At 56.2% G+C, this 19,598-nt stretch carries 21 protein-coding genes; 14 read left to right on the top strand and 7 right to left on the bottom strand.

Annotated elements, in window-relative coordinates:
- Positions 1–242 precede the first annotated feature (242 nt).
- The 6 genes from FJD38_RS18370 to FJD38_RS18395 all read left to right on the top strand — a co-directional run bounded on the left by FJD38_RS18370 (position 243) and on the right by FJD38_RS18395 (position 5,038).
- Positions 243–785, top strand: coding sequence for a DUF3833 domain-containing protein (locus FJD38_RS18370; RefSeq protein ID WP_146386765.1), 543 nt, complete (start codon positions 243–245; stop codon positions 783–785).
- Positions 782–1,492, top strand: coding sequence for an SDR family NAD(P)-dependent oxidoreductase (locus FJD38_RS18375; RefSeq protein WP_146386767.1), 711 nt, complete (start codon positions 782–784; stop codon positions 1,490–1,492). Before FJD38_RS18370 ends, FJD38_RS18375 begins: the two co-directional genes overlap by 4 nt.
- A 14-nt stretch (positions 1,493–1,506) precedes the next feature.
- The gene (locus tag FJD38_RS18380) at positions 1,507–1,812 is read left to right on the top strand and encodes a DUF6482 family protein (RefSeq protein ID WP_146386769.1); all 306 of its coding nucleotides are present in this window, start codon (positions 1,507–1,509) and stop codon (positions 1,810–1,812) included.
- A 285-nt stretch (positions 1,813–2,097) separates the two neighbouring features.
- The gene (locus FJD38_RS18385; RefSeq protein ID WP_244302758.1) at positions 2,098–3,630 is read left to right on the top strand and encodes a T6SS phospholipase effector Tle1-like catalytic domain-containing protein; all 1,533 of its coding nucleotides are present in this window, start codon (positions 2,098–2,100) and stop codon (positions 3,628–3,630) included.
- Positions 3,631–3,635: 5 nt separating this feature from the next.
- The gene (locus FJD38_RS18390) at positions 3,636–4,298 is read left to right on the top strand and encodes a DUF2931 family protein (protein WP_122783190.1); all 663 of its coding nucleotides are present in this window, start codon (positions 3,636–3,638) and stop codon (positions 4,296–4,298) included.
- A 77-nt stretch (positions 4,299–4,375) separates the two neighbouring features.
- A complete protein-coding gene (locus FJD38_RS18395) occupies positions 4,376–5,038 on the top strand; it encodes a DUF2931 family protein (protein ID WP_122783139.1) in 663 nt (220 codons plus the stop codon).
- A 34-nt stretch (positions 5,039–5,072) separates the two neighbouring features.
- Here the strand turns inward: FJD38_RS18395 and FJD38_RS18400 are convergent, their stop codons facing one another.
- A complete protein-coding gene (locus tag FJD38_RS18400) occupies positions 5,073–5,699 on the bottom strand; it encodes a hypothetical protein (protein WP_122783140.1) in 627 nt (208 codons plus the stop codon).
- Positions 5,700–5,858: 159 nt separating this feature from the next.
- Positions 5,859–6,275: a (R)-mandelonitrile lyase gene (locus tag FJD38_RS18405; RefSeq protein WP_122783141.1), complete on the bottom strand. Its 417-nt coding sequence runs from the start codon at positions 6,273–6,275 to the stop codon at positions 5,859–5,861.
- Between the two features lie 50 nt (positions 6,276–6,325).
- Between FJD38_RS18405 and FJD38_RS25025 the strand changes: the two genes are divergently transcribed.
- The 4 genes from FJD38_RS25025 (at position 6,326) to ku (ending at position 11,224) form a co-directional block, all read left to right on the top strand.
- Positions 6,326–6,460, top strand: a complete 135-nt coding sequence (locus FJD38_RS25025; RefSeq protein WP_280116034.1) for a hypothetical protein — start codon at positions 6,326–6,328, stop codon at positions 6,458–6,460.
- Between the two features lie 67 nt (positions 6,461–6,527).
- Positions 6,528–7,739, top strand: a complete 1,212-nt coding sequence (locus tag FJD38_RS18410) for a YeeE/YedE family protein (RefSeq protein ID WP_146386773.1) — start codon at positions 6,528–6,530, stop codon at positions 7,737–7,739.
- A 91-nt stretch (positions 7,740–7,830) separates the two neighbouring features.
- Positions 7,831–10,323, top strand: a complete 2,493-nt coding sequence (ligD, locus tag FJD38_RS18415) for a DNA ligase D (RefSeq protein ID WP_146386775.1) — start codon at positions 7,831–7,833, stop codon at positions 10,321–10,323.
- A gap of 10 nt (positions 10,324–10,333) precedes the next feature.
- A complete protein-coding gene (ku, locus tag FJD38_RS18420; protein WP_122783144.1) occupies positions 10,334–11,224 on the top strand; it encodes a non-homologous end joining protein Ku in 891 nt (296 codons plus the stop codon).
- A gap of 45 nt (positions 11,225–11,269) precedes the next feature.
- On the opposite strand, the gene FJD38_RS18425 is transcribed toward ku, so the two are convergent.
- From FJD38_RS18425 to FJD38_RS18435, 3 genes are all read right to left on the bottom strand, one after another.
- On the bottom strand, positions 11,270–12,562 hold the full coding sequence (locus FJD38_RS18425; RefSeq protein ID WP_146386777.1) for a PQQ-dependent sugar dehydrogenase: 1,293 nt from the start codon (positions 12,560–12,562) through the stop codon (positions 11,270–11,272).
- Entirely contained in the window at positions 12,559–12,987 is a 429-nt protein-coding gene (locus FJD38_RS18430; RefSeq protein WP_146386779.1) for a DUF2231 domain-containing protein, read from the bottom strand. Before FJD38_RS18430 ends, FJD38_RS18425 begins: the two co-directional genes overlap by 4 nt.
- Before the next feature lie 343 nt (positions 12,988–13,330).
- Entirely contained in the window at positions 13,331–14,119 is a 789-nt protein-coding gene (locus FJD38_RS18435; protein ID WP_122783147.1) for an SDR family NAD(P)-dependent oxidoreductase, read from the bottom strand.
- Positions 14,120–14,291: 172 nt separating this feature from the next.
- Here FJD38_RS18435 and FJD38_RS18440 point away from each other — a divergent pair, with 172 nt between their 5' ends.
- The 4 genes from FJD38_RS18440 (at position 14,292) to FJD38_RS18455 (ending at position 18,043) form a co-directional block, all read left to right on the top strand.
- Complete coding sequence (locus FJD38_RS18440) at positions 14,292–14,639, top strand: metalloregulator ArsR/SmtB family transcription factor (RefSeq protein ID WP_122783148.1); 348 nt, start codon at positions 14,292–14,294, stop codon at positions 14,637–14,639.
- A 53-nt stretch (positions 14,640–14,692) separates the two neighbouring features.
- Complete coding sequence (gene arsH / locus FJD38_RS18445; protein WP_146386781.1) at positions 14,693–15,391, top strand: arsenical resistance protein ArsH; 699 nt, start codon at positions 14,693–14,695, stop codon at positions 15,389–15,391.
- Positions 15,392–15,579: 188 nt separating this feature from the next.
- The gene (locus FJD38_RS18450) at positions 15,580–16,719 is read left to right on the top strand and encodes a mandelate racemase/muconate lactonizing enzyme family protein (RefSeq protein WP_146386783.1); all 1,140 of its coding nucleotides are present in this window, start codon (positions 15,580–15,582) and stop codon (positions 16,717–16,719) included.
- Between the two features lie 40 nt (positions 16,720–16,759).
- A complete protein-coding gene (locus FJD38_RS18455) occupies positions 16,760–18,043 on the top strand; it encodes an MFS transporter (protein ID WP_146386785.1) in 1,284 nt (427 codons plus the stop codon).
- A 97-nt stretch (positions 18,044–18,140) separates the two neighbouring features.
- Here FJD38_RS18455 and FJD38_RS18460 read toward each other — a convergent pair whose 3' ends face one another.
- Complete coding sequence (locus FJD38_RS18460; protein WP_122783152.1) at positions 18,141–18,302, bottom strand: DUF2986 domain-containing protein; 162 nt, start codon at positions 18,300–18,302, stop codon at positions 18,141–18,143.
- 161 nt (positions 18,303–18,463) lie between these two features.
- On the bottom strand, positions 18,464–19,531 hold the full coding sequence (locus tag FJD38_RS18465; protein WP_146386787.1) for a YkvI family membrane protein: 1,068 nt from the start codon (positions 19,529–19,531) through the stop codon (positions 18,464–18,466).
- Positions 19,532–19,598 lie beyond the last annotated feature (67 nt).

The following is a 19,598-nucleotide window of genomic DNA, read 5'->3' on the forward strand; positions in this document are numbered from 1 at the left end:
CTTGTGCGTAATCTGAGTCGTGCCAGCCTTGAAGGCAACCCCACCGTACTGTCTCAGGTTAAAGGGAACAGAATCCGGTCATGACATCCTCCGCCATGCTGGGCGCTTTGCGTGATAGTTCCAGGGCTCTGCATGAATTCCTTCAGCTCATCAGGCGTCGATAACCTATACATATTATGCAGGCTGTATAACTTCATGGGTCGACACTCAACCCATCGTCTGGGTTCTTGGGGAGTATGGCAATGACACGATTTCTGCTGTTAGTGGCACTGGTATTCGGCGTGGCGAGCTGCGCCAGTGTGGATGTCGCCCGATATGCGGATCAGCAACCGGCATTGAATCTGGAGCATTTTTTCAGCCAGCCCGTCAAAGCCTGGGGGATGTTTCAGAAGCGTAACGGTGAGGTGGCCAAGCGTTTCGAGGTCAATATTGTTAGCCGCCACGAAGGCAACAACCTGATTCTCGACGAGCGCTTTGTGTACAGCGACGGTACCCGCCAGCGCCGCGTCTGGACCCTCACGCCCGAGGGGCAGGGGCGCTGGAGCGGTCGCGCGGATGATGTGGTGGGTGTCGCCGAAGGCCAAGTCGCTGGAAACACGTTGCACTGGCGCTATCGCCTGAACCTGCCGGTCGACGATTCTACCTATGAAATGAGCATGGACGACTGGATGTATTTGATGGACGAGGACACGTTGATCAACCGCACCAGCATGTCCAAGTTTGGGGTAGAGGTCGGCCAGGTGACGTTGTTCTTCCAGCGCCAGGGCGTCGGAGAGAGCCAATGAACCGCGCATGGACCATGGCTTCGCTGGGCGACGGTTATCGTGCGCTGGTGATCGGCGCCAGTGGCGCCCTCGGCACGGCATTTTGCCAACAACTCAAACAGGATCCGCGCTGCGCCGGTGTTCGCGAGCTGGGGCGTCATACCCTTCCCGAGCTGGACCTTGAACGACCCGAAACGATTGCCAGCGCCGCCACCGAACTGGCAACCGAAGCGCCGTATCAACTGATCGTACACGCTGCCGGCCTGCTGCATCGCGACCGGATCAAACCGGAAAAAAGCTTCAGTGCGATCGAGCAGGAGGCGCTGCAGGCCGTGTTTCAAGTAAACACACTGGGGCCCGCATTGGTGTTGCGCCATTTTCTGCCGCTGCTCGATTCCAAGGGAGCGATGGCGATGCTGTCGGCTAAGGTCGGGAGCATTGGCGACAACCGTTTGGGTGGCTGGTACGCCTATCGCGCCTCCAAGGCTGCGCTGAACATGTTGATCAAGACCGCCGCCATCGAACTGGCGCGCACTTGCCCGCAGAGCCGCTTGCTCAGTCTGCACCCCGGCACGGTTGTGTCCGGGTTGTCGCAACCTTTCCGCGGCGCCTCCAATGCCCGCCCGGCAGACGTTGCCGCTGACCAATTACTGACCTTGATTGACCAGTTGACGCCGGCCGACAGCGGCCATTTCTTTGCCTACGATGGAGAACGCCTACCCTGGTAGGTAAGGAGTGAAGCATGAACCTGAAGGCCCTTATGGAGCGTGCGACTAATAGCGAAATTCAGGAACTGGAGTTGCTGTCTCTCGAAGGTGGTTTTTATGTGGCACGGATCCGATTGGATAACGGCCTGTTCACCTTGCTTGACGATACGGCCAAGCCGATGCACTTGCGTTCGATCACCCAACTGCGTGATTTGCTGCAGACCGTGCCGGTATTTCCTTGCGTGTTGGTGCAGCACTGCGTGCACGACGAAATGTGCGGCCGGGATACAGGTCCTGTGGAAGACATGCGTATCCCTTTTTCGCTCACTACACCCTTATGAATCGGACGAAGCCGAGCGTCGGTAGCGGTGCTCGATGATTAGCACAGGTGCGATCAAGCACCGCACCCGGGTGGCGTTAAAAGCTTACAGCCTGCGGTATGTCCTACGACAAAAAAGTCTTCATCTTTCGTAATCTATTAGTTCGCTCCTACATAAGTTTTCGCGTCACTTACCTAGAGTTCAGGCTTTTACGGCGGCTAAAGGACGCGCATGGCTAATAAAAATGCACCCCGCAAAATTTGGCGCCATGTAGGGGGGGAGGGGGGCTATAAATACCTCGACGACATGACCGCCAAAGAAATGGCTGATCAAGAGGTTATAAACCGCAGCTATGACCCTGTCATGGCGGCCGATGCGGCCAGCCACCAAAAGTGCTTTGACTATTACGAGCAAAAACAGCGCGAAGAGCGCGCCAAAAAGTTCGATCTGCGCTTGCGCATCGGTGTGTTCTTTGACGGCACCGGCAACAACGCCAGTAATACCTTCGACGGCAAACGCTGCGGGGCCCATTACCCTGTGCGGGCGGAGGATCTGGACGGTAGCTGCAAAGCGTATATGGCTGATCCCGAGAGCAGTTATGGGAATGATCTAAGTAATGTGGCGCGGTTATGGGACTTGTATAAATCAGATGAAGTGTTGAAAGGCAGCGGTAAGAGCAGAAGTCTGCAACGCAGATTTTACGTGGACGGTATTGGCACTGTGCGGGGTGAAGAGGACAGCTGGATCGGTTCGGGTACGGGGCGTGGCGAGACCGGAGTCGAGGAGCGCGTGGGGAAAATGTTTCAGCAGCTTCTCAGATGGATGCAAAGCCTTAGTGGTTTACATCTGGACGCCGAGATCAGCGCTGTGACCTTTGATGTGTTTGGTTTTAGCCGGGGTGCAGCCGCTGCTCGTCACTTTGTTAACCAAGTTACCAGTGGTACTCAGGGGTATTGGCGTGAACTCATGGATCGCTCCCAGCTTAAATTCAGTGCTTGTTATGCGCCTTATACCGATGTTCAGCTGGGGTTTGTCGGCCTGTTTGATACTGTCGCCTCCATTGTGGGGTGGGACAACCTGGGCAATTTAAGCAGCAAGCATATTCCTCTTCTGCAACTGTACTTAAGGCCGAACCGGATCAATAACGTGGTGCAATTGGTCGCCCGTGATGAAAAGCGCTTTAACTTCGCATTAAGTGAAGTTGGCCCCGACCATCTCGATATAAAGTTGCCGGGCGTGCACTCGGACATCGGCGGGGGCTATCGAGCACTGTTGGAAGAAGAGCTGATGGTCACGCCTCTGCAAGCGCTTGAGGTAACGCTGGATCAGGACGTCACCGACACATCGATTTATCGTGATGCCGTGGAAGCTAAAGCACGTTGGATAGCTGAGGGCTGGCCCGCGGATGCGCTGCATATAGTGACACCCAAGGCAGAGCGACTCCCCCCAGACAGTGAGGACCGTATGGCCCCGCTACGAAAACGGGTTTATGCGGGCTTGCAAATAAGAAGGGAAGTGCGAGGTGAATTATCTCTGGTGTATTTTCGAGTAATGCATGCGTTGGCCAAGGCCAAGCAAGTACCGTTAAAAGATATCGAAGATAAACCTGAATATTTGATACCCGAGGAGCTTGAGCCACTGTGTGAACGGTTTGTTGCGGGTGATTACTCCGTTACACCGACAGAAGAAAGGCTGTTGCGACGCCGCTATATTCACACCTCAGCCCATTGGAACCATCCCTTGGCCAAAGCCAGAGGCAAAGCCATCACGCTGCTTTATATCAACTCCCCCATGGAGAACGGAATACGCGTTCGCCATCCCCATGTGCGAACAACGTGAGCATTATGAAACCACTTAAAACAGTATTTTTACTGCTCAGTCTGTTAGCCCTGACAGCCTGCAAAAACGACTCCTTTCTCAGTAATAGCTCTGTGCCGAGTAAAGACTGGAGTCTTATTGTGTTCAGTCCGCCTTATATGCAGGGTTGGGTTGAGCTGGTCGTTGCTGAGGATGTTGAAGGCAGGCGATCTGTTGGCCCAAGGGGCTTGCTCGGAACGGGCGATGAACACATTGAAAAAGAAGTTGCAAGAGGCTGGTACAGGGATGGTGGGTGGGATGTTTATACGATGAGTGGCGCTGATTTGCCAAAACGTATTTACGTGCGCTGGCAGTCCATCATTGAACAAAAGACCTATAAGAGCTGGATCGAAATTCCCGAGGAAGCTCGCAGCATGATGTACAACTCTGTGCGACGTAAATGCACTAAATTTCCTGGTCGCCCACTGAATACACTGGCCTCGATCAATGTGGGGGTTGCTCCCGGAGGTGTTATTGGAGTGTGGGTAGAGGATCACTGCATTCTTCCTCATAAGATCGCACGCGCACAGGCCGAGGTTGAACCTTTAGGCCCGTATCAAGGGAAAAATCAAGGACGTTACGCTCACCCCATTGATGAAAACGCAAAACGCTACGTCGAGCGCTGGGGCATTCCTTATGGCAGTTGGTGATGTGCCCATCAGGGCATCTGCTCACTGCTTTATACCTTGGCCCCCATCATTTCCTATGTGCGAACAAAGGTAGCGTGATGAAACGACTCCAAACAGCTCTCGTGTTGGTAAGCCTATTAATGGTGTCTGCCTGCAAAAACGACCCGCTGTCCGGGGCTGACGACCCTAAAAGCGATACCTGGAGCATTGACTACAGAAGTCCGTCTTTCATGCAAGGCTGGATTGAGCAAATCACCGTTGCAGACATCAAAGGACGATTAATCAGGGGGCCGAGTGGTGGTGGACTCGGTTCTAATAATCTGGGGCTGGACGAGGAATACGCACGGGGATGGCGCACAAATATAGGTAATGTCTACACCATGACCGGAGCAGATCTACCCAAAATTGTTTACGTACGATGGCAGTCCATCATTGAACAAACTACCTACAGCGGTTGGGTCAATATCTCTGAAAACGCTCGCAGCATCATGCGTGGCTCTACAGCCCGCCGATGCCCTGCCTGGCCTGAGCAACAAGCCAGTTATTACGCATCACTGACTTTAGGCTTGGCGCCAGGCGGGGTGATTCGGGTCTGGGTGCAGGATAATTGCTCGAACTTTGTTTTGGTCGACCAGGGTCAGGCTCAAGTGGAGCCGTTAGGTCCTGATCAAGGGCGAAATCAAGGACGTTACGCTTACCCCATCGACGAAAACTCCAAACGCTACGTCGAGCGCTGGGGCATTCCCTATGGCAGTTGGTGACGTGCCCATCAGGTAGACCCCGCACCCGGAAGGTTTAAGCTGCGTCTTCAAACTCAAGCGACGCGGACACTCGGGCCCCATCTTCAATGGCAGAAATGCATTCATCGCGTTTCTGTTTATTTGAAAAGCTCATGCCGCGCGAGCCAAATCGGCCATGGATAAACAGCTGTTTACCACCTTGTCGGGTGATCTTTCTTATTTGGTCCAGAGGCACTTGTTCCAGAGTGCCCAAGTCAGTGATGAATTTCAGGTTGAAGTAATCACTGATTGAGTAGTTGGCCATGTCTTTGGGTAACAGTACGCGATTGTTGAAGGCGTCCACGAAGACACCGAAATAGGTGGCGGCGATGGATTGGGCAATTTTTACGCAGATCAGCCCGGTGCCGATCAAGGCAATAGGGCCAAGTACATAGCCTATGGGTGAGCCGAATGAATATGCACACACGATATAGGCCAGCAACAGAAATGATCCGGCGGTAATGAAGGCTGGGGCCAAGTTGCCAATATCGAAAATGCGTTGCGAGTATTCATTCTCGGTGTAGGTGGTTTTAAATGTTTGATACCGGAAAAACGAAACAATCATCAAGGGGATAAATACAACAAATCCCACCAGTAAACATATCGCGCGAGCGTTATCTTGCTTTTCCTTGGCGGTGGCCATCTATACCTTCCATTGTTAAGGGTGAGTTACTTGGAAGGCACTATCGGCGCTGAAGGCTATTTCTTTAAGTTTTGTTCTGCTGGCTGACACACAAGGTTACTGCGACTCCGGGGGCGTTACCTGCATCCGCTCCCCGGAGTTCGCACTCACAATCCGCTATTACGAACGGTCTTGAGACACGTCAGCCAGGTACTCGTCATCACTGACGGGCTCCAGCCAGTCGACATTCTTGCCGTCGAGGTACTCGGTAATGGCGATATGCGTCATGGCGGTGGTTGCTGTGGCGCCGTGCCAATGACGTCGCTGGCAGGGGCACCAAATGATGTCACCCGCCGCAATTTCCACTTTTGGGCCCCCCTCACATTGGGTCCATCCTTTGCCTTGAGTCACAATCAGCGTCTGCCCCAGAGGGTGCGTGTGCCAGTTGGTACGTGCGCCCGGCTCGAACGTGACGATAGCGCCGGCAATACGTGCCGGTTCTTCGCCCTGAAAAGGACTGTCGATGCGCACGTGGCCGGTGAACCAGTCGGCGGGGCCTTTTTGCGAAGGGGTCGAACCGACACGAGTGATTTTCATAAGCGTGCTCCTAAGGGAAAGTGCAGCAGAGTAAAGCTGAAATTTCAGGTATGACCCGCGTGAACGTCGCTGGGTTCTGTGAGGTCGACCTGGGTGAGTACTACGTCAGCACCGCCGATGTTTTCTTCCTGGGCGCTGCAGCCTATGTTGCACTGCCGTACCGCAAAGCTCTGCAAGCGCTCTGATTGCTTCGCTCATCGGTATACTGCGCACCTTCGCTATTACACCCAATCAACCGTACCGGGATTCTTCATGAGCCGTTCTCTTACTCTGTCACCTGAGCGCAAATCCTTCGCGCCCTGGCTGGCTTTTGTTCTTCTGTTGCTGGGCGCTGTATTTCTGCAAAACAGCGTCGGCTCGCGCCAAGTTCTGTTGTTGATCGTCGGCGCTGCGCTGGGCTTGACGCTGTATCACGCCGCCTTTGGTTTTACCTCGGCCTGGCGGGTGTTTATCAATGATCGCCGGGGCGCCGGTTTGCGTGCGCAAATGGTGATGCTGGCGGTGGCGGTGGTCCTGTTTTTCCCCGCACTGGGGGCGGGGACGCTGTTTGGCCAACCCGTTGTCGGGCTGGTGGCGCCAATCGGGGTGTCGGTGGTGTTCGGTGCGTTTATTTTCGGCATTGGCATGCAACTCGGCGGCGGGTGTGCATCCGGCACGCTGTTCACCGTGGGCGGGGGCAATGCGCGCATGCTGGTGACGCTGTTCTTTTTTATCTGTGGGTCGTTGATTGCCACTCACCACGTCGACTGGTGGTTCGCGTTGCCCTCGTTCCCGGCAACGTCCATTGTCCAGACGCTGGGTGTCGTGCCAGCCTTGCTGATGAGCCTGGCCGTGTTTGCGATCATCGCGGCGGTGACCGTACGGCTGGAGAAAGCGCGTCATGGCACGCTTGAAGCGGGTGTGACCAGTGACTATCAGGGTGTGCGCCGTTTCTTGCGCGGGCCGTGGCCGCTGGTGTGGGGGGCGATCGGTCTGGCGTTGCTCAACTACGCCACGCTGGCGCTGGCGGGGCGGCCGTGGGGCATTACCTCGGCGTTTGCACTGTGGGGCGCCAAGGCGGCAAGTGGTCTGGGCGTCGATGTCGCCAGTTGGGGTTTCTGGCAGATGCCGGGCAATGCCAAGGCCCTGGCGGCACCTGTTTGGGAAGACATCACCAGCGTCATGGATATCGGTATCGTGCTGGGCGCGCTATTGGCCGCAGGGCTGGCCGGACGTTTCGCCCCCAGCCTGAAGATCCCCACCCGCTCGCTGGTCGCAGCGGTGATGGGTGGGCTGCTACTGGGCTATGGCTCTCGCTTGGCCTACGGCTGCAACATCGGCGCGTATTTCAGTGGCATCGCTTCAGGCAGCCTGCATGGTTGGGTGTGGTTGGTGGCTGCATTTATCGGCAACAGCGTGGGCGTGCGTCTGCGGCCATTCTTCTTTGGGCCCGAACGGAAGAAGCTGGTATTGGGGGGTTGCTGAGTACAGCTGATCACCGTTTATAACGGTGGTGAAATAGAAGGAACTCCTGCCCCATTGCGACCCTCACACGCTTACAACGTGAGGATTGCGTATGACTGACGCACTGGACGACTACCAAAAGAAGCGCAATTTTTCGGCGACTCCTGAGCCGTCCGGCGCGATCAAGAAAACATCATCTGGGCATGCCCTGCAGTTCTGTATCCAGAAGCATGATGCGAGCCATCTGCACTATGACTTTCGCCTCGAACTGCAAGGCACCCTCAAAAGCTGGGCGGTGCCTAAAGGACCGAGCCTTGACCCTCACGTCAAACGTCTGGCAGTGGAAGTTGAAGACCATCCGCTGGATTACGCCTCTTTCGAGGGGCATATTCCCGAGGGGCATTATGGCGCGGGCGATGTCATCGTCTGGGATCGTGGTGTGTGGAAGCCTGTCGGTGATCCGGTGGCGCTGCTTAAAAAAGGCAGGCTCAAGTTTGAGCTGGAGGGCGAGAAACTTCAGGGCATCTGGAATCTTGTGCGCTCTAATCAGGAGGGCAAAAAGCAACTGTGGTTTTTGATCAAGCATCAGGACGATGCGGCCAGGCCGGCGTCTGAGTTTGACGTGACCCAAGCAATGCCAGATTCAGTGCTCAGCGACCGTACCCTTGGTGAGAAAAAGCCCAAGGCGGCTGCTACTCAGAGCAAAAAAAAGGCCAGCAAACCTGCGTCCAAACCTGCCAAGCCCATCGCAACTGGGCAACTGACTGGCGCCACAGCCGGCCCGCAGCCTGACAGCATGAAACCTGAGCTGGCGACGCTGGTTGAACACCCGCCCGCTGGCGACTGGCTATACGAAATCAAATTCGACGGTTATCGCATGTTGGCCCGGGTCGATAAAGGTGAGGTCAAGCTATTCACCCGCAATGGCCATGACTGGACTGCAAAGTTGCCCGAGCTGGCCAAGGCCATCGCGACGTTGAAACTGGAGTCAGCCTGGCTTGACGGTGAAGTGGTCGTACTCGACAGTCAGGGCGTCCCCAATTTCCAGCAGCTTCAAAATGCCTTCGACGCTGATAAAAGCAGCGACATCATCTTTTATCTCTTCGACATGCCCTATCTCAATGGAGCAGACCTGCGCAACGTGGCGCTGGAAGCGCGTCGGTCAGCGCTGCAAAAAGTGCTCAAAAGCAATAAAAATACCGCCCTGCGTTATTCCGACGATTTCTGCGAAGATGCCCCAAGCCTGCTGCGCAGTGCCTGCCAAATGAATATGGAGGGTTTGATCGGCAAGCGCGCGGGCAGCCCTTATGTGTCCAAGCGTTCGGACGACTGGATCAAGCTCAAATGCAAGCAAGGGCAGGAGTTCGTCGTGGTGGGCTTCACCGAGCCCAAAGGCAGTCGCCAGTATTTTGGGGCTTTACTGCTGGGGCTGCATGACCAGGACAGTGGTGAGCTGCGCTATGCCGGCAAAGTGGGGACGGGATTTGATGGCAAGACCCTGCAATCGGTGCATGCACAACTCAAGCCGCTGGAAATTAAAAAACCCAGTGTTGTGAACCCGCCGACCGGGTTTGAGGCAAAGGGGGTTCACTGGTTAAAACCGCAACAACTGGCACAAATCGCCTACGCAGGAATCACTCAGGATGGCGCTGTTCGCCATGCGGTATTTCAAGGGCTGCGCCATGACAAGCCGGTCAAAAACATCACCCGCGATGTCGCCAAACCCACACCTTCGGGCAATCACCCCAAGCTCACTCATCCAGAGCGGGTCATCGATGCCAGCAGTGGCGCGACCAAGCGCCAGTTGGCGGAGTACTACGTCAGTGTGGCGGACTGGATCCTGCCCACGTTAAAAGATCGCCCGGTGGCGTTGGTGCGCGCGCCGGAGGGCATCGCAGGAGAATTATTCTTTCAGAAAAACGCCCACGGTTTGCCTCTGTCCAGTGTCGACGCTCCCCAGGGCGAGTCTGTGATGGTCATCAACAACGCTGATGCGCTTCTTGAGGCGGTGCAGATGAACACGGTGGAGTTCCATAGTTGGAATGCGAAAGTGCCTGAGCTTGAGCGTCCCGATCGCTTTGTGCTCGACCTGGATCCTGACCCGGCTTTGCCGTGGAAAAGCATGGTCGAAGCGACTCAACTGATCCTGACCCTGCTCGATGAACTGGGTTTGACTTCGTTTATTAAAACCAGCGGCGGCAAAGGCGTGCATATCGTGGTGCCGCTGACGCGCAGAGACCCTTGGGAGAGGGTTAAAACCTTCACCCATGAGCTGGTGAAGTACATGACTCAGCTGATGCCGGGGCGCTTTTCGGCGGTGGCCGGGCCCAAAAACCGGGTGGGCAAGATTTTTATCGATTACCTGCGCAACGGCAAAGGGGCAACCACTGTTAATGCTTATTCCGTTCGGGCACGGGAGGGCTTGCCCGTGTCGGTGCCCATTGCCAAAGACGAACTGAGCGACATCAAGGGCGCCAATGCGTGGACGATTCAAACGTTGCCCAAACGGCTGGCATCGCTTTCAAAGGACCCCTGGGCCGATTACGCAAAGACCCGGCAGATGATCACCAAAAACATGCGTAAAACCATCGGTCTGGACGAATAAGGGAGTCGTGATGATGAGAACTCTGTGGAAGGGCGCTATCAGCTTTGGACTGGTTCACATCCCCGTGGGGCTGGTGTCTGCCACCTCCCAACAAGGTGTGGACTTCGACTGGCTGGACAAGCGCAGCATGGACCCGGTCGGTTACAAACGCATCAACAAAGCGACCGGTAAGGAAGTCACCAAGGAAAATATCGTTAAAGGTGTGGCCTTTGAAAAAGGTCGTTACGTGGTCATCAGCGAAGAAGAGATACGCGCTGCGCACCCCGATTCAACACAGACCATTGATATTTTTGCCTTTGTCGACAGTGCTCAAATCCCTTTGGTGAACATCGATACGCCTTATTACCTGGCGCCGCAGAAGCGAGGTGAGAAGGTGTATGCGTTGTTGCGACAAACCTTGGTAGACACTGGCAAAGTCGCTTTGGCTCATGTCGTCATTCGTACCACGCAACATCTCGCAGCGGTGATGCCGGTTGAATCGGCGCTGGTATTGGTTCTGCTGCGTTGGCCAGCAGAGGTGCGCAGTCTGGACACGCTCGAGCTGACCGAGGCTGTTACCGAGGTCACACTCAACAAAAGTGAACGTGATATGGCCAAGCGACTGGTCAAGGACATGTCGGCTGATTGGCAGCCAGAGGAATACGTCGATACGTTTCAAGACCAGATCATGCAACTCGTTGAAACCAAAGCGCGGGATGGCAAGATCGAGAATGTCGAGACGCCGGGGGATGCAGATGAGCAGAAATCGGCCGATGTGATTGACTTGACCGAGCTGCTGAAAAGAAGTTTGAACAGTAAAAAATCGCCTGCCCGTGAGGCCGGGAAAACCTCGGCACCCAGCAAGAAAAAACCGGTGGCCGCCACCAATCGGCGCAGCCCGGCCCGTAAAAAAGCCACCTGAGTTCACCAGAGCAGGGCGGCCCAGTCCGCCCTGCCGGTGCATCAATTATTTATCAGGCGTAACGCGCCACACCGTATTGGCCAGGTCGTCGGCGATGATTAAGGCGCCTTTTGGATCAACCGTCACGCCGACTGGTCGCCCGCGGGTTTTGCCGTCAGCGTCACGAAAGCCCGTGGCAAAGTCGACGGGATCACCCGCCGGGCTGCCATTTTTGAAGGGTACAAAAATCACCTTATAGCCCACTGGGTTATCGCGGTTCCAACTGCCGTGTTCACCCACAAAGGCGCCTTCAGCGAATTGCGTGCCCAGTTGCGGGATGGAAAAATCCACGCCCAGTGCAGCCACGTGTGAACCCAGGCTGTAATCAGGCTTGATGGCAGCGGCCACTTTTTGCGGATTTTGCGGCTGCACGCGCGGATCTGCGTGCTGCCCCCAATAGCTATACGGCCAGCCGTAGAAACCGCCTTGCTGCACCGAGGTCAGGTAGTCCGGCACCAGGTCGGGGCCCAACTCATCGCGCTCGTTAACCACAACCCAGAGCTTGCCGGTATTGGGCTCGATGGTCAGCGCGGTAGGGTTGCGCAGCCCCGTGGCATAAGGTTTGTGGGCGCCGGTTTGGGCGTCGATCTGCCACACCTGCGCGCGGTCGGCTTCGACCTCCAGACCGCGTTCGGTGATGTTGCTGTTGGAACCGATACCCACGTACAACGAGCGGCCATCCGGGCTGATGGTCAGTGACTTGGTCCAGTGGTGGTTGATGGCCGAGGGCAGGTCAGTCAGCTTGATGGCGGGGCCACTGGCCTTGGTTTGACCGTCTTCATAATCGAAACGCACCAGTGCGTCCTGATTGGCAACGTAGATTTTGCCATCGGCGTAGGCCAGTCCGTAGGGCGCATTGAGGTTTTCAGCGAAGACCGACTTGACCTCGTAGACACCATCGCCGTCTGCATCACGCAGCAAGGTCAAGCGATTGCCGCCTTTGACCTGCGTGTTGCCTTGCGCCTTAATGTAACTGGCAATCACATCCTTGGGCTTGAGTTTGGCCGCATTACCGCCACGCCCCTCAGCCACGAGAATGTCGCCATTGGGCAAGACCAGGGTTTGACGCGGGATTTTCAGATCAGTGGCAATCGCCGTGACCGAATAGCCCTTGGGCACGGTGGGCTTTTGCTCGGCCCATTGCACCGGCTCGGCAATTTTCATGCTGGGCAACAGGCCACGTTGTGGCTCGGGCAAATTAGGATTCGGGCCCACCGCCAGCTTACTGTCGGCTTCACCGCCACAGGCGCTTAACAACACCGCCATGGCGATCACTGTGAGTGCATTTTCAGGCTTCATTTCGCTTCTCCCGAACGCAGACCGGTCAGGCCGACCCACGTGGTCACACAGGCCAGCACGGTGACAATGACTGAAAGAAGCAAGCCATACGGCATGGTCGCCATGGCGTCCTTGGCATGTTCAAACGCGTTCACTAACCCGAGCACCCAGGTGCACAGCAGCAACAGAAAATAGATCACCGGACGGCCGCTTTTGGGCTGCGCCCTGACCAGATTGACCAAGGAAAACAGCAGGGCCAGGCCGGCAAACAACAATCCTCCCGCGATCAGCCAAGCGGCGAAATTACTCCATTGAATTTGAAAGGAATTGAAGTAGGCAATGTCGCTGAACATTGCACCCATAAACAGCGGCACGGTCCCGGCCAGCAGAGTGGCGTGCAGCGGCGAGGGCGTACAGCGGAAGGTAAGGGGGGTAGAAACGGTCACGACGGCTCCTTGTTGTTGTACGACCCGCCGGTTTCAGTGCGTATGCACTGGCCTTAAGGTCGCGCTAACGTGCTAAGGAACGGATCGTGGTGAGTTGGCGAAAGTTCAATGAAACAGGTATCTATTTGTGTCGGTAGCCACGTCAGGATGTGCTAAGTCCGTGTAGCAGCTGACGAGCTCCGCGAGGCTGCGATCGGCGGCGTAGCCGTCGCAAATTCATTCAATTCGGTACATCAGGCATGCTCGCATTGACGGGGTTTAGCTTTTGCGACGATTGCATCGTCGATCGCAGCCTTCGTTCCTCGTCAGCGGCTACGCGGCAGGTGAATCTCGACCGCCTGTATCACGCCAGCTTTGGCGCCCACTGAACCCCATTGATATGCGCGCCGCCATCGACAAACAACGTATTGCCGGTGAGGTAGCGGCTGTCGTCACTGGCGAGGAAAACCGCCACCGGAGCAATGTCGGTCAGCGGATCACCTATTCGCCCCATGGGGTTAGCCTTGGCCATCTCGGCTGCATTCTCAGGATGGTGACGGGCAAAGCGTTGATAGGCGTCGCTGGCTGCACCTGGGCAGATAACGTTGCAACACACCTGATACTGCGCCCACTCACGCGCAGCGGTACGGGTCAGCGTACGCAGTGCCTCTTTGGCGGCGTTGTAATCGGCGCTGTACAGGTGTGCATTCACACCGTTGAGCGAGCACAGGTTAATCACTCGCCCTGCACCCGCCTGCTTGAAATGCGGGAGAGCGGCTTGCATGGCCCAGAAGGCCGCCATCACAGCCATGTCAAAAGCACCGCGCAGTTGTTCGTCGGTCTGCTCTTCAAGGCGAGCAAACCCCGAGCCGCGCCATGCATTGTTGACCAGAATATCCAGGCGCCCAAAACGACTGACCGCTTGAGCCACCATCGCCTGTACCTGCGTTTTATCGCAGACATCCACCTGCATGAAACTGACCCGCTTGCGCAGCTCGGCAGGCAAGTTGCTCAGGCACTCATCGCCCGCCGCCACATTAATATCAGCCATCAGCACATACGCACCTGCGCGAGCGTAGGCTTGTGTCATGCCGCGGCCAATGCCCGCGGCGCCGCCGGTCACAATAGCCACTCGGTCTTCAAGCGTTCCCATGCTGTCTCCGTCATCAGTCGTTCGCTGCAAGGGCAGGCGAATAGATGAAGAAACTGTGCTGGGCGATGCTATGGGCTACATCGTCTGTTCGAACTAGGGGTTTGAATCGCAGGGGTTGCCAGATATATATGGATATCCGTATATTCGGTTATCCGCATGTAAAGAGCCTCTGATGATCACACCCTGCGATGTATTCAAGAGCTTGTCCGATGAAACCCGCGCCCGCGCCACCTTGCTGATAGCTCATCAAGGTGAGTTGTGTGTGTGCGAACTGATGTGCGCGCTTGACGACAGCCAACCCAAAATAAGCCGTCACCTCGCACAGCTGCGCAGCAGCGGCCTTTTGTTGGATCGCCGTCAAGGTCAGTGGGTTTATTACCGTCTCAATCCGGATCTTCCCGAGTGGGTTCGCGAGGTGCTGCACGTAACGTTTGAAGCCAATACGCAATGGCTTGAGGACAACACTTCGCGGCTGCAACACATGAAAGGCCGCCCGGTTCGTGAAGCATCCCGCTGCTGACGAGCCCACCCATTCGCCGCCTGTTTAATGCTTGACGCTCTTCAGGAGGAGCCATGTCAGAACACCTGCCCAACCTCGATGTATCCCTTTTCGAAGGCCGGCCGACTTCGGCCGGGCCTGAGCACCCGCCACGCATTCTGTTGTTGTACGGCTCAACCCGCGAACGCTCTTTCAGTCGTCTGATGGTGGAGGAGGCCGCCCGTTTGCTTGAGCATTTCGGTGCCCAGGTGCGCATCTTCAATCCTTCGGGCTTGCCGTTGCCCGACGATGCCCCGGTTGAGCACCCGAAAGTACAAGAGCTGCGCGAGCTGGTGCTGTGGTCGGAGGGTCAGGTTTGGTGCTCGCCGGAGCGGCATGGCGCAATGTCGGCCGTTTTCAAGGCACAGATTGACTGGATACCGCTTGAGATGGGTGCCGTTCGTCCCACACAGGGCAAAACCCTGGCGGTGATGCAAGTCTGTGGTGGCTCGCAGTCCTTCAATGTGGTCAACCAACTGCGTGTATTGGGCCGCTGGATGCGTATGTTCACTATTCCCAATCAGTCTTCGGTACCCAAAGCCTATATGGAGTTCGACGACAGCGGCCGGATGAAGCCATCACCGTTTTACGACCGGCTCGTGGATGTGATGGAAGAGCTGGTTAAATTTACCCTGTTGTTGCGTGATCAGCAGGCAACGTTGGTGGACCGTTACTCAGAGCGCAAGGAAACGGCTGAGCAACTGATGGCCCGTGTCAATCAGCGGTCGATCTGAAGGGCAACCCTATACGGTCAGCCGGCCCCGGTGGGCTGACCTGCAACCCCCGTTAAAACCAGCCGGTGCAGCAGGTTGTGAACGCAACTTGTTATAAATTGTTTCACCCTGGATTTTTGATGTTGTACGATAACGTACCTGTGTTTTCGGCAGACCCGCACATCCAATAATAATGGGGGGACCGACCTGTGAATATTCGCAGTATCGAAATCTTACGCCTTAGTATCCCGTTCACGGCTGGCTCTGAGCGGCCACAGCAGCCCAATCAGGCAAAGGACGATGACGCCTTCAATGCGGCGTCGCCAAGTCATCGCACGATGCAAAGCCTGATGCTGAAAGTCACCACCGACACAGGAAAGGTGGGATGGGGTGAAGCGTTCGGGCATGGTAGCAATGGGGTGACATTTGAGGCGTTGAAGAGCGTCGTCGCGCCTCTGTTTATCGGCACGCGGCTTGAAGACCGTGAGCTCACCCTGGAAAAGGCGCGTCGTGCCGTCCATGGTTTTGGCTCCACTGGAGCGATGGTCTATGCACTCTCGGGCATTGATATTGCTTTGTGGGATCTGGCGGCTCAGAGCGCCGATATGCCGCTTTATCAACTGCTCGGCGGTACCCGGCGAACGCTTGAGGTTTACGCCAGCCTGGTCAGTTACGGCAACGATCCTGACGAAGTTCGCCGTCAGGTTGCCCGCGCCCGCGCGCAGGGCTTTCGCAAAATCAAACTCCACGAAACCCGCGTTGAAGCCATTGAGGCGGCCCGTGAGGCGCTGCCTGTGTCTGCGGGTGAGTTAATGGTGGATGTGAACTGTCCGTGGTCTGTGGCCCAAGCGCAGAGCATCGCAGAACGCTTGCTTAACCTTGAGTTGACCTGGCTGGAGGAGCCCGTCTGGCCGCCTGATGACGTGGCCGGGCTGGCTGAAGTTCGACGCGTGGGCGTGCCTGTCTCCGCCGGTGAAAATGCGGCGGGGGTAGAAGGCATCAAGGCGTTGCTTGAGCAACAAGCGATCGACATCGTACAACCTAGCGTGGCGAAAATCGGCGGCATCGGCGCCATGCTCCAGGTATTTGCCTTGGCTAAACACCATCGGGTGAAGGTTGTGCCGCATTGTTTTTACTTTGGCCCGGGGCTGTTGGCGGTGGCGCACCTGTGCACATTACTCACCCCTGACGTGGCTCTGGAAGTGCCCTTTATTGAGTTCGAGCGGCTGCTATACCCGGCACTGGCTTTTAAACCGAGCATGGAGCTGCCCCGTGGTGCCGGGTTGGGTTTCAGTCCGGATGTGCAGGTGATTGAAGATTATTGCGTAGACCGCGCGTTGATCGAGTAAGCCCTCAGTTGTACCCACTCATAAAAAAGGCCATATAAAAATGAAAGGCAAATACCGTTGGAGCATTGCAGGCTTGTTGTTCTTTGCCGGCATGCTTAATTATCTGGATCGTGCAGCGCTCTCGGTGGTCGCACCGCTGCTCAAAACCGAGTTGCATATTGATGACGCTCAAATGGGCTTTATCTTCAGCTCCTTTTTTATTGGTTACTGCGCGCTGTGCTTTATTGGCGGTTGGGCGGCGGACAAATACGGCCCCAAAAGGGTGTTTGCCTGGGCAGCAGGAAGCTGGTCGTTGTTCTGCGGTTTAACCGCAGTCATCACCGGTTACGTTCAGTTGTTGGTGTTTCGGGTGTTGTTCGGCATGGGCGAAGGGCCGATGGGCACCACGACCAACAAGGCGATTACCAACTGGTTTCCCCGAGAAGAAGCGGGCCGTGCATTGGGCTTTACCAATTGCGGTCAACCCTTGGGTGCGGCATTGGCGGGGCCGGTCGTGGGGTTGGTGGCCTTCAATTTTGGCTGGCGAGTCTCGTTTTTGGTCATCGCTGCGCTGGGAGCATTGTGGCTGGTGGCCTGGTTGATGATCTTCAAGGACACCCCCGAGCAACACCCTAAAGTCAGCGAGGCTGAGCGTGAATTGATTCGCTCCAGCCGTCAGGAGGTGCTGGTTGAGCATGTTGAGGAAGGTCGCAGCCTGGTCAGTTATATTTTCAGCGCCCCGGTGCTGGCCGTCGCGACGGCATTTTTCTGCTTTAACTACGTGCTGTATTTTTTCCTCACCTGGTTGCCAAGCTATTTGATGGACTACCAGCACCTGGATATCAAAAGCATGAGCATCGTCGGGATGGTGCCTTGGTTGGGCGCTGCGGTGGGATTTCTTGGGGGAGGTTTCCTGACTGACGCCTTGGCGAAAAAGCTCAATAACGTGATTCTGGCCCGCAAGATCATGCTCACAGTGGGGCTGGGGGTGGCGGCGATCTGTGTGCTGATCACCACCCAAGTGGCCTCATTGGGCATGGCCGTTGCCTGTATCACGGTGTCGAGCGTTTTCCTGTTTGTGACCCCGCAAATCTGCTGGGCTCTGATTCAGGACATCGTGCCCAAGAATCGGGTCGGCGGCACTGGGGGCTTTGTTCATCTGTTGGCGAATCTGGCGGGCATCATCGCGCCCTCGCTGACGGGGCTGGTTGTGCAGTATGGCGGTGGTTACAACGTGGCCTTTGTCATCTCGGCTGCTGTATGCGGCCTTGGCATGCTGGTGGTGGTACTGGCTGTGAGGGGAGCAAACCCACAAGGTCAGGTTTCAGCGATCATGACGGGCTAATCGCGCAGCGGTGCTGGCGCCTGGGCGCCCGCATCCGCGGTGTATTGCTGTAAGCCACTGCGACGTACCCCCGGGGCTGATCCCCCAGCAGTAACGATCAGCTCTGGGTGGGTGTCGTTTGTTCTGGCTCAGCTTCAACGGCCAGTTTTAAGCGGTCTGCTTTGCTGATGTATTTCACTTTGTTTTTTGGCGCCAGTTTGGCGCTGGCCTTTTTGGCGTGAGCTTTTAGAAGCTGAGTGATTTTTTTACGGCGATTCATGTGTGCTGTCCGGCATTGCTAAGGCTCAAATCATAACAGTTTGAAACATTGCCCCGTATTTGTATCGAGAGAAGGCAATGATCGTTAACCGCTCATTGCCTTCTCCTTGGTATTCACGCGCCAGCGGGCTGGTGATTTTGGCGAGCCAATACCTGCAGTGGTCAGGTGCAGGATACTTTTTCAGCCAAGCGTCCTGCGCGCAGCCACCCCACGACGACTGCGGCAATCAGAAAAAATCCCAGGTAACCGAACAACGGGTACACCTGCCCGACCAAACTGATAAAGCCCACCAGACTGCCAACAAACGCCAGAACCCCTGCGACTGCTGTGCCGATGCGAAATTGCCGGGTGCCAGCCGGTAGCAGTCTGGCCGAGAAGGAATATAGGGTGCCGACCGCCGTGTTCAAAATCATCAATAAGATGATCACAGCCATGATCAGGCCAAGGATCGGGGAGACTTCAGTGGCGATTGAAAGCATCGGCATCGGCAAGTCTGCCACGCTGTCCAGGCGCGATAATAATCCCAGGCTCATGACAAGCATTAGCAGCCCCAGTAGCCCCCCGCCTAGTAGTCCGCCCCAGACGGCCTGTTTCTCGGATTTAGCCGCGCCGCCCATGATCGCCAGAATAGGCACCCCGGCCACGATGTTATAAGACACGTACAGTAACGCCCCCAGCAACCAATGACTTGCGCCTGCTTCTTGTTGGCTTGCCAGCTGATTCAGGGCGCTCAGGCTCAGGTCGCGAGTAGCCACGCCATATAGCGCTACAGCCACTGCCGTGAGAATCAAGAACGGTGTCACCGCGCCGATCAGGCCAATGACCTTGTGCACATCCAGGCACACGATAGTGACCACGATCACTGTGACCGCCACGCTGCCGTAGAGGGCGGGAATGGCGAATTGCTGCTCCAGCAAGGCGCCGCCACCAGCCAGCATGACCACCGTCACCGCAAACATGAAGAAGGTGATCATGATGTCGACGCCGGCGCCCAGGTGGCGTCCACACAATGCATACACGACATCTTTATGTGACTGGGCTCGCAGCCGGCTGCCCATACCCGCCAGCGCCATGCCGAGGAACGTGAACAGCGCAGCGCTGACCACTGCGCCGAGCAATCCCCAAACACCGAAGTTAGCGAACATCAACAGCAACTCGCGGCCGGATGCAAACCCGGCGCCGACGATTACACCGACGAATGCGCCGGCTATTTTCACGCTGTCTTTCATGCGATTGCCCTTGAGTTGTTTTTGTGGGGACTTGCAGCGCCACGGGCCATCGCAATGGCAAATGGGC

This window comes from Pseudomonas saxonica, assembly GCF_007858365.1.
Lineage (GTDB): Bacteria > Pseudomonadota > Gammaproteobacteria > Pseudomonadales > Pseudomonadaceae > Aquipseudomonas > Aquipseudomonas saxonica.

What these genes read in the sequence shown, in the direction of transcription:
- FJD38_RS18460 (WP_122783152.1), bottom strand. Translation starts at nt 18,302, where the DNA reads ATGAATCGCCGTAAAAAAATCACTCAGCTTCTAAAAGCTCACGCCAAA.
- arsH (WP_146386781.1), top strand. Translation starts at nt 14,693, where the DNA reads ATGTCAGAACACCTGCCCAACCTCGATGTATCCCTTTTCGAAGGCCGG.
- FJD38_RS18375 (WP_146386767.1), top strand. Translation starts at nt 782, where the DNA reads ATGAACCGCGCATGGACCATGGCTTCGCTGGGCGACGGTTATCGTGCG.
- FJD38_RS18425 (WP_146386777.1), bottom strand. Translation starts at nt 12,562, where the DNA reads ATGAAGCCTGAAAATGCACTCACAGTGATCGCCATGGCGGTGTTGTTA.
- FJD38_RS18380 (WP_146386769.1), top strand. Translation starts at nt 1,507, where the DNA reads ATGAACCTGAAGGCCCTTATGGAGCGTGCGACTAATAGCGAAATTCAG.
- FJD38_RS18400 (WP_122783140.1), bottom strand. Translation starts at nt 5,699, where the DNA reads ATGGCCACCGCCAAGGAAAAGCAAGATAACGCTCGCGCGATATGTTTA.
- ligD (WP_146386775.1), top strand. Translation starts at nt 7,831, where the DNA reads ATGACTGACGCACTGGACGACTACCAAAAGAAGCGCAATTTTTCGGCG.
- FJD38_RS18385 (WP_244302758.1), top strand. Translation starts at nt 2,098, where the DNA reads ATGACCGCCAAAGAAATGGCTGATCAAGAGGTTATAAACCGCAGCTAT.
- ku (WP_122783144.1), top strand. Translation starts at nt 10,334, where the DNA reads ATGATGAGAACTCTGTGGAAGGGCGCTATCAGCTTTGGACTGGTTCAC.
- FJD38_RS18465 (WP_146386787.1), bottom strand. Translation starts at nt 19,531, where the DNA reads ATGAAAGACAGCGTGAAAATAGCCGGCGCATTCGTCGGTGTAATCGTC.
- FJD38_RS18410 (WP_146386773.1), top strand. Translation starts at nt 6,528, where the DNA reads ATGAGCCGTTCTCTTACTCTGTCACCTGAGCGCAAATCCTTCGCGCCC.
- FJD38_RS25025 (WP_280116034.1), top strand. Translation starts at nt 6,326, where the DNA reads ATGACCCGCGTGAACGTCGCTGGGTTCTGTGAGGTCGACCTGGGTGAG.
- FJD38_RS18440 (WP_122783148.1), top strand. Translation starts at nt 14,292, where the DNA reads ATGATCACACCCTGCGATGTATTCAAGAGCTTGTCCGATGAAACCCGC.
- FJD38_RS18405 (WP_122783141.1), bottom strand. Translation starts at nt 6,275, where the DNA reads ATGAAAATCACTCGTGTCGGTTCGACCCCTTCGCAAAAAGGCCCCGCC.
- FJD38_RS18395 (WP_122783139.1), top strand. Translation starts at nt 4,376, where the DNA reads ATGAAACGACTCCAAACAGCTCTCGTGTTGGTAAGCCTATTAATGGTG.
- FJD38_RS18370 (WP_146386765.1), top strand. Translation starts at nt 243, where the DNA reads ATGACACGATTTCTGCTGTTAGTGGCACTGGTATTCGGCGTGGCGAGC.
- FJD38_RS18390 (WP_122783190.1), top strand. Translation starts at nt 3,636, where the DNA reads ATGAAACCACTTAAAACAGTATTTTTACTGCTCAGTCTGTTAGCCCTG.
- FJD38_RS18435 (WP_122783147.1), bottom strand. Translation starts at nt 14,119, where the DNA reads ATGGGAACGCTTGAAGACCGAGTGGCTATTGTGACCGGCGGCGCCGCG.
- FJD38_RS18455 (WP_146386785.1), top strand. Translation starts at nt 16,760, where the DNA reads ATGAAAGGCAAATACCGTTGGAGCATTGCAGGCTTGTTGTTCTTTGCC.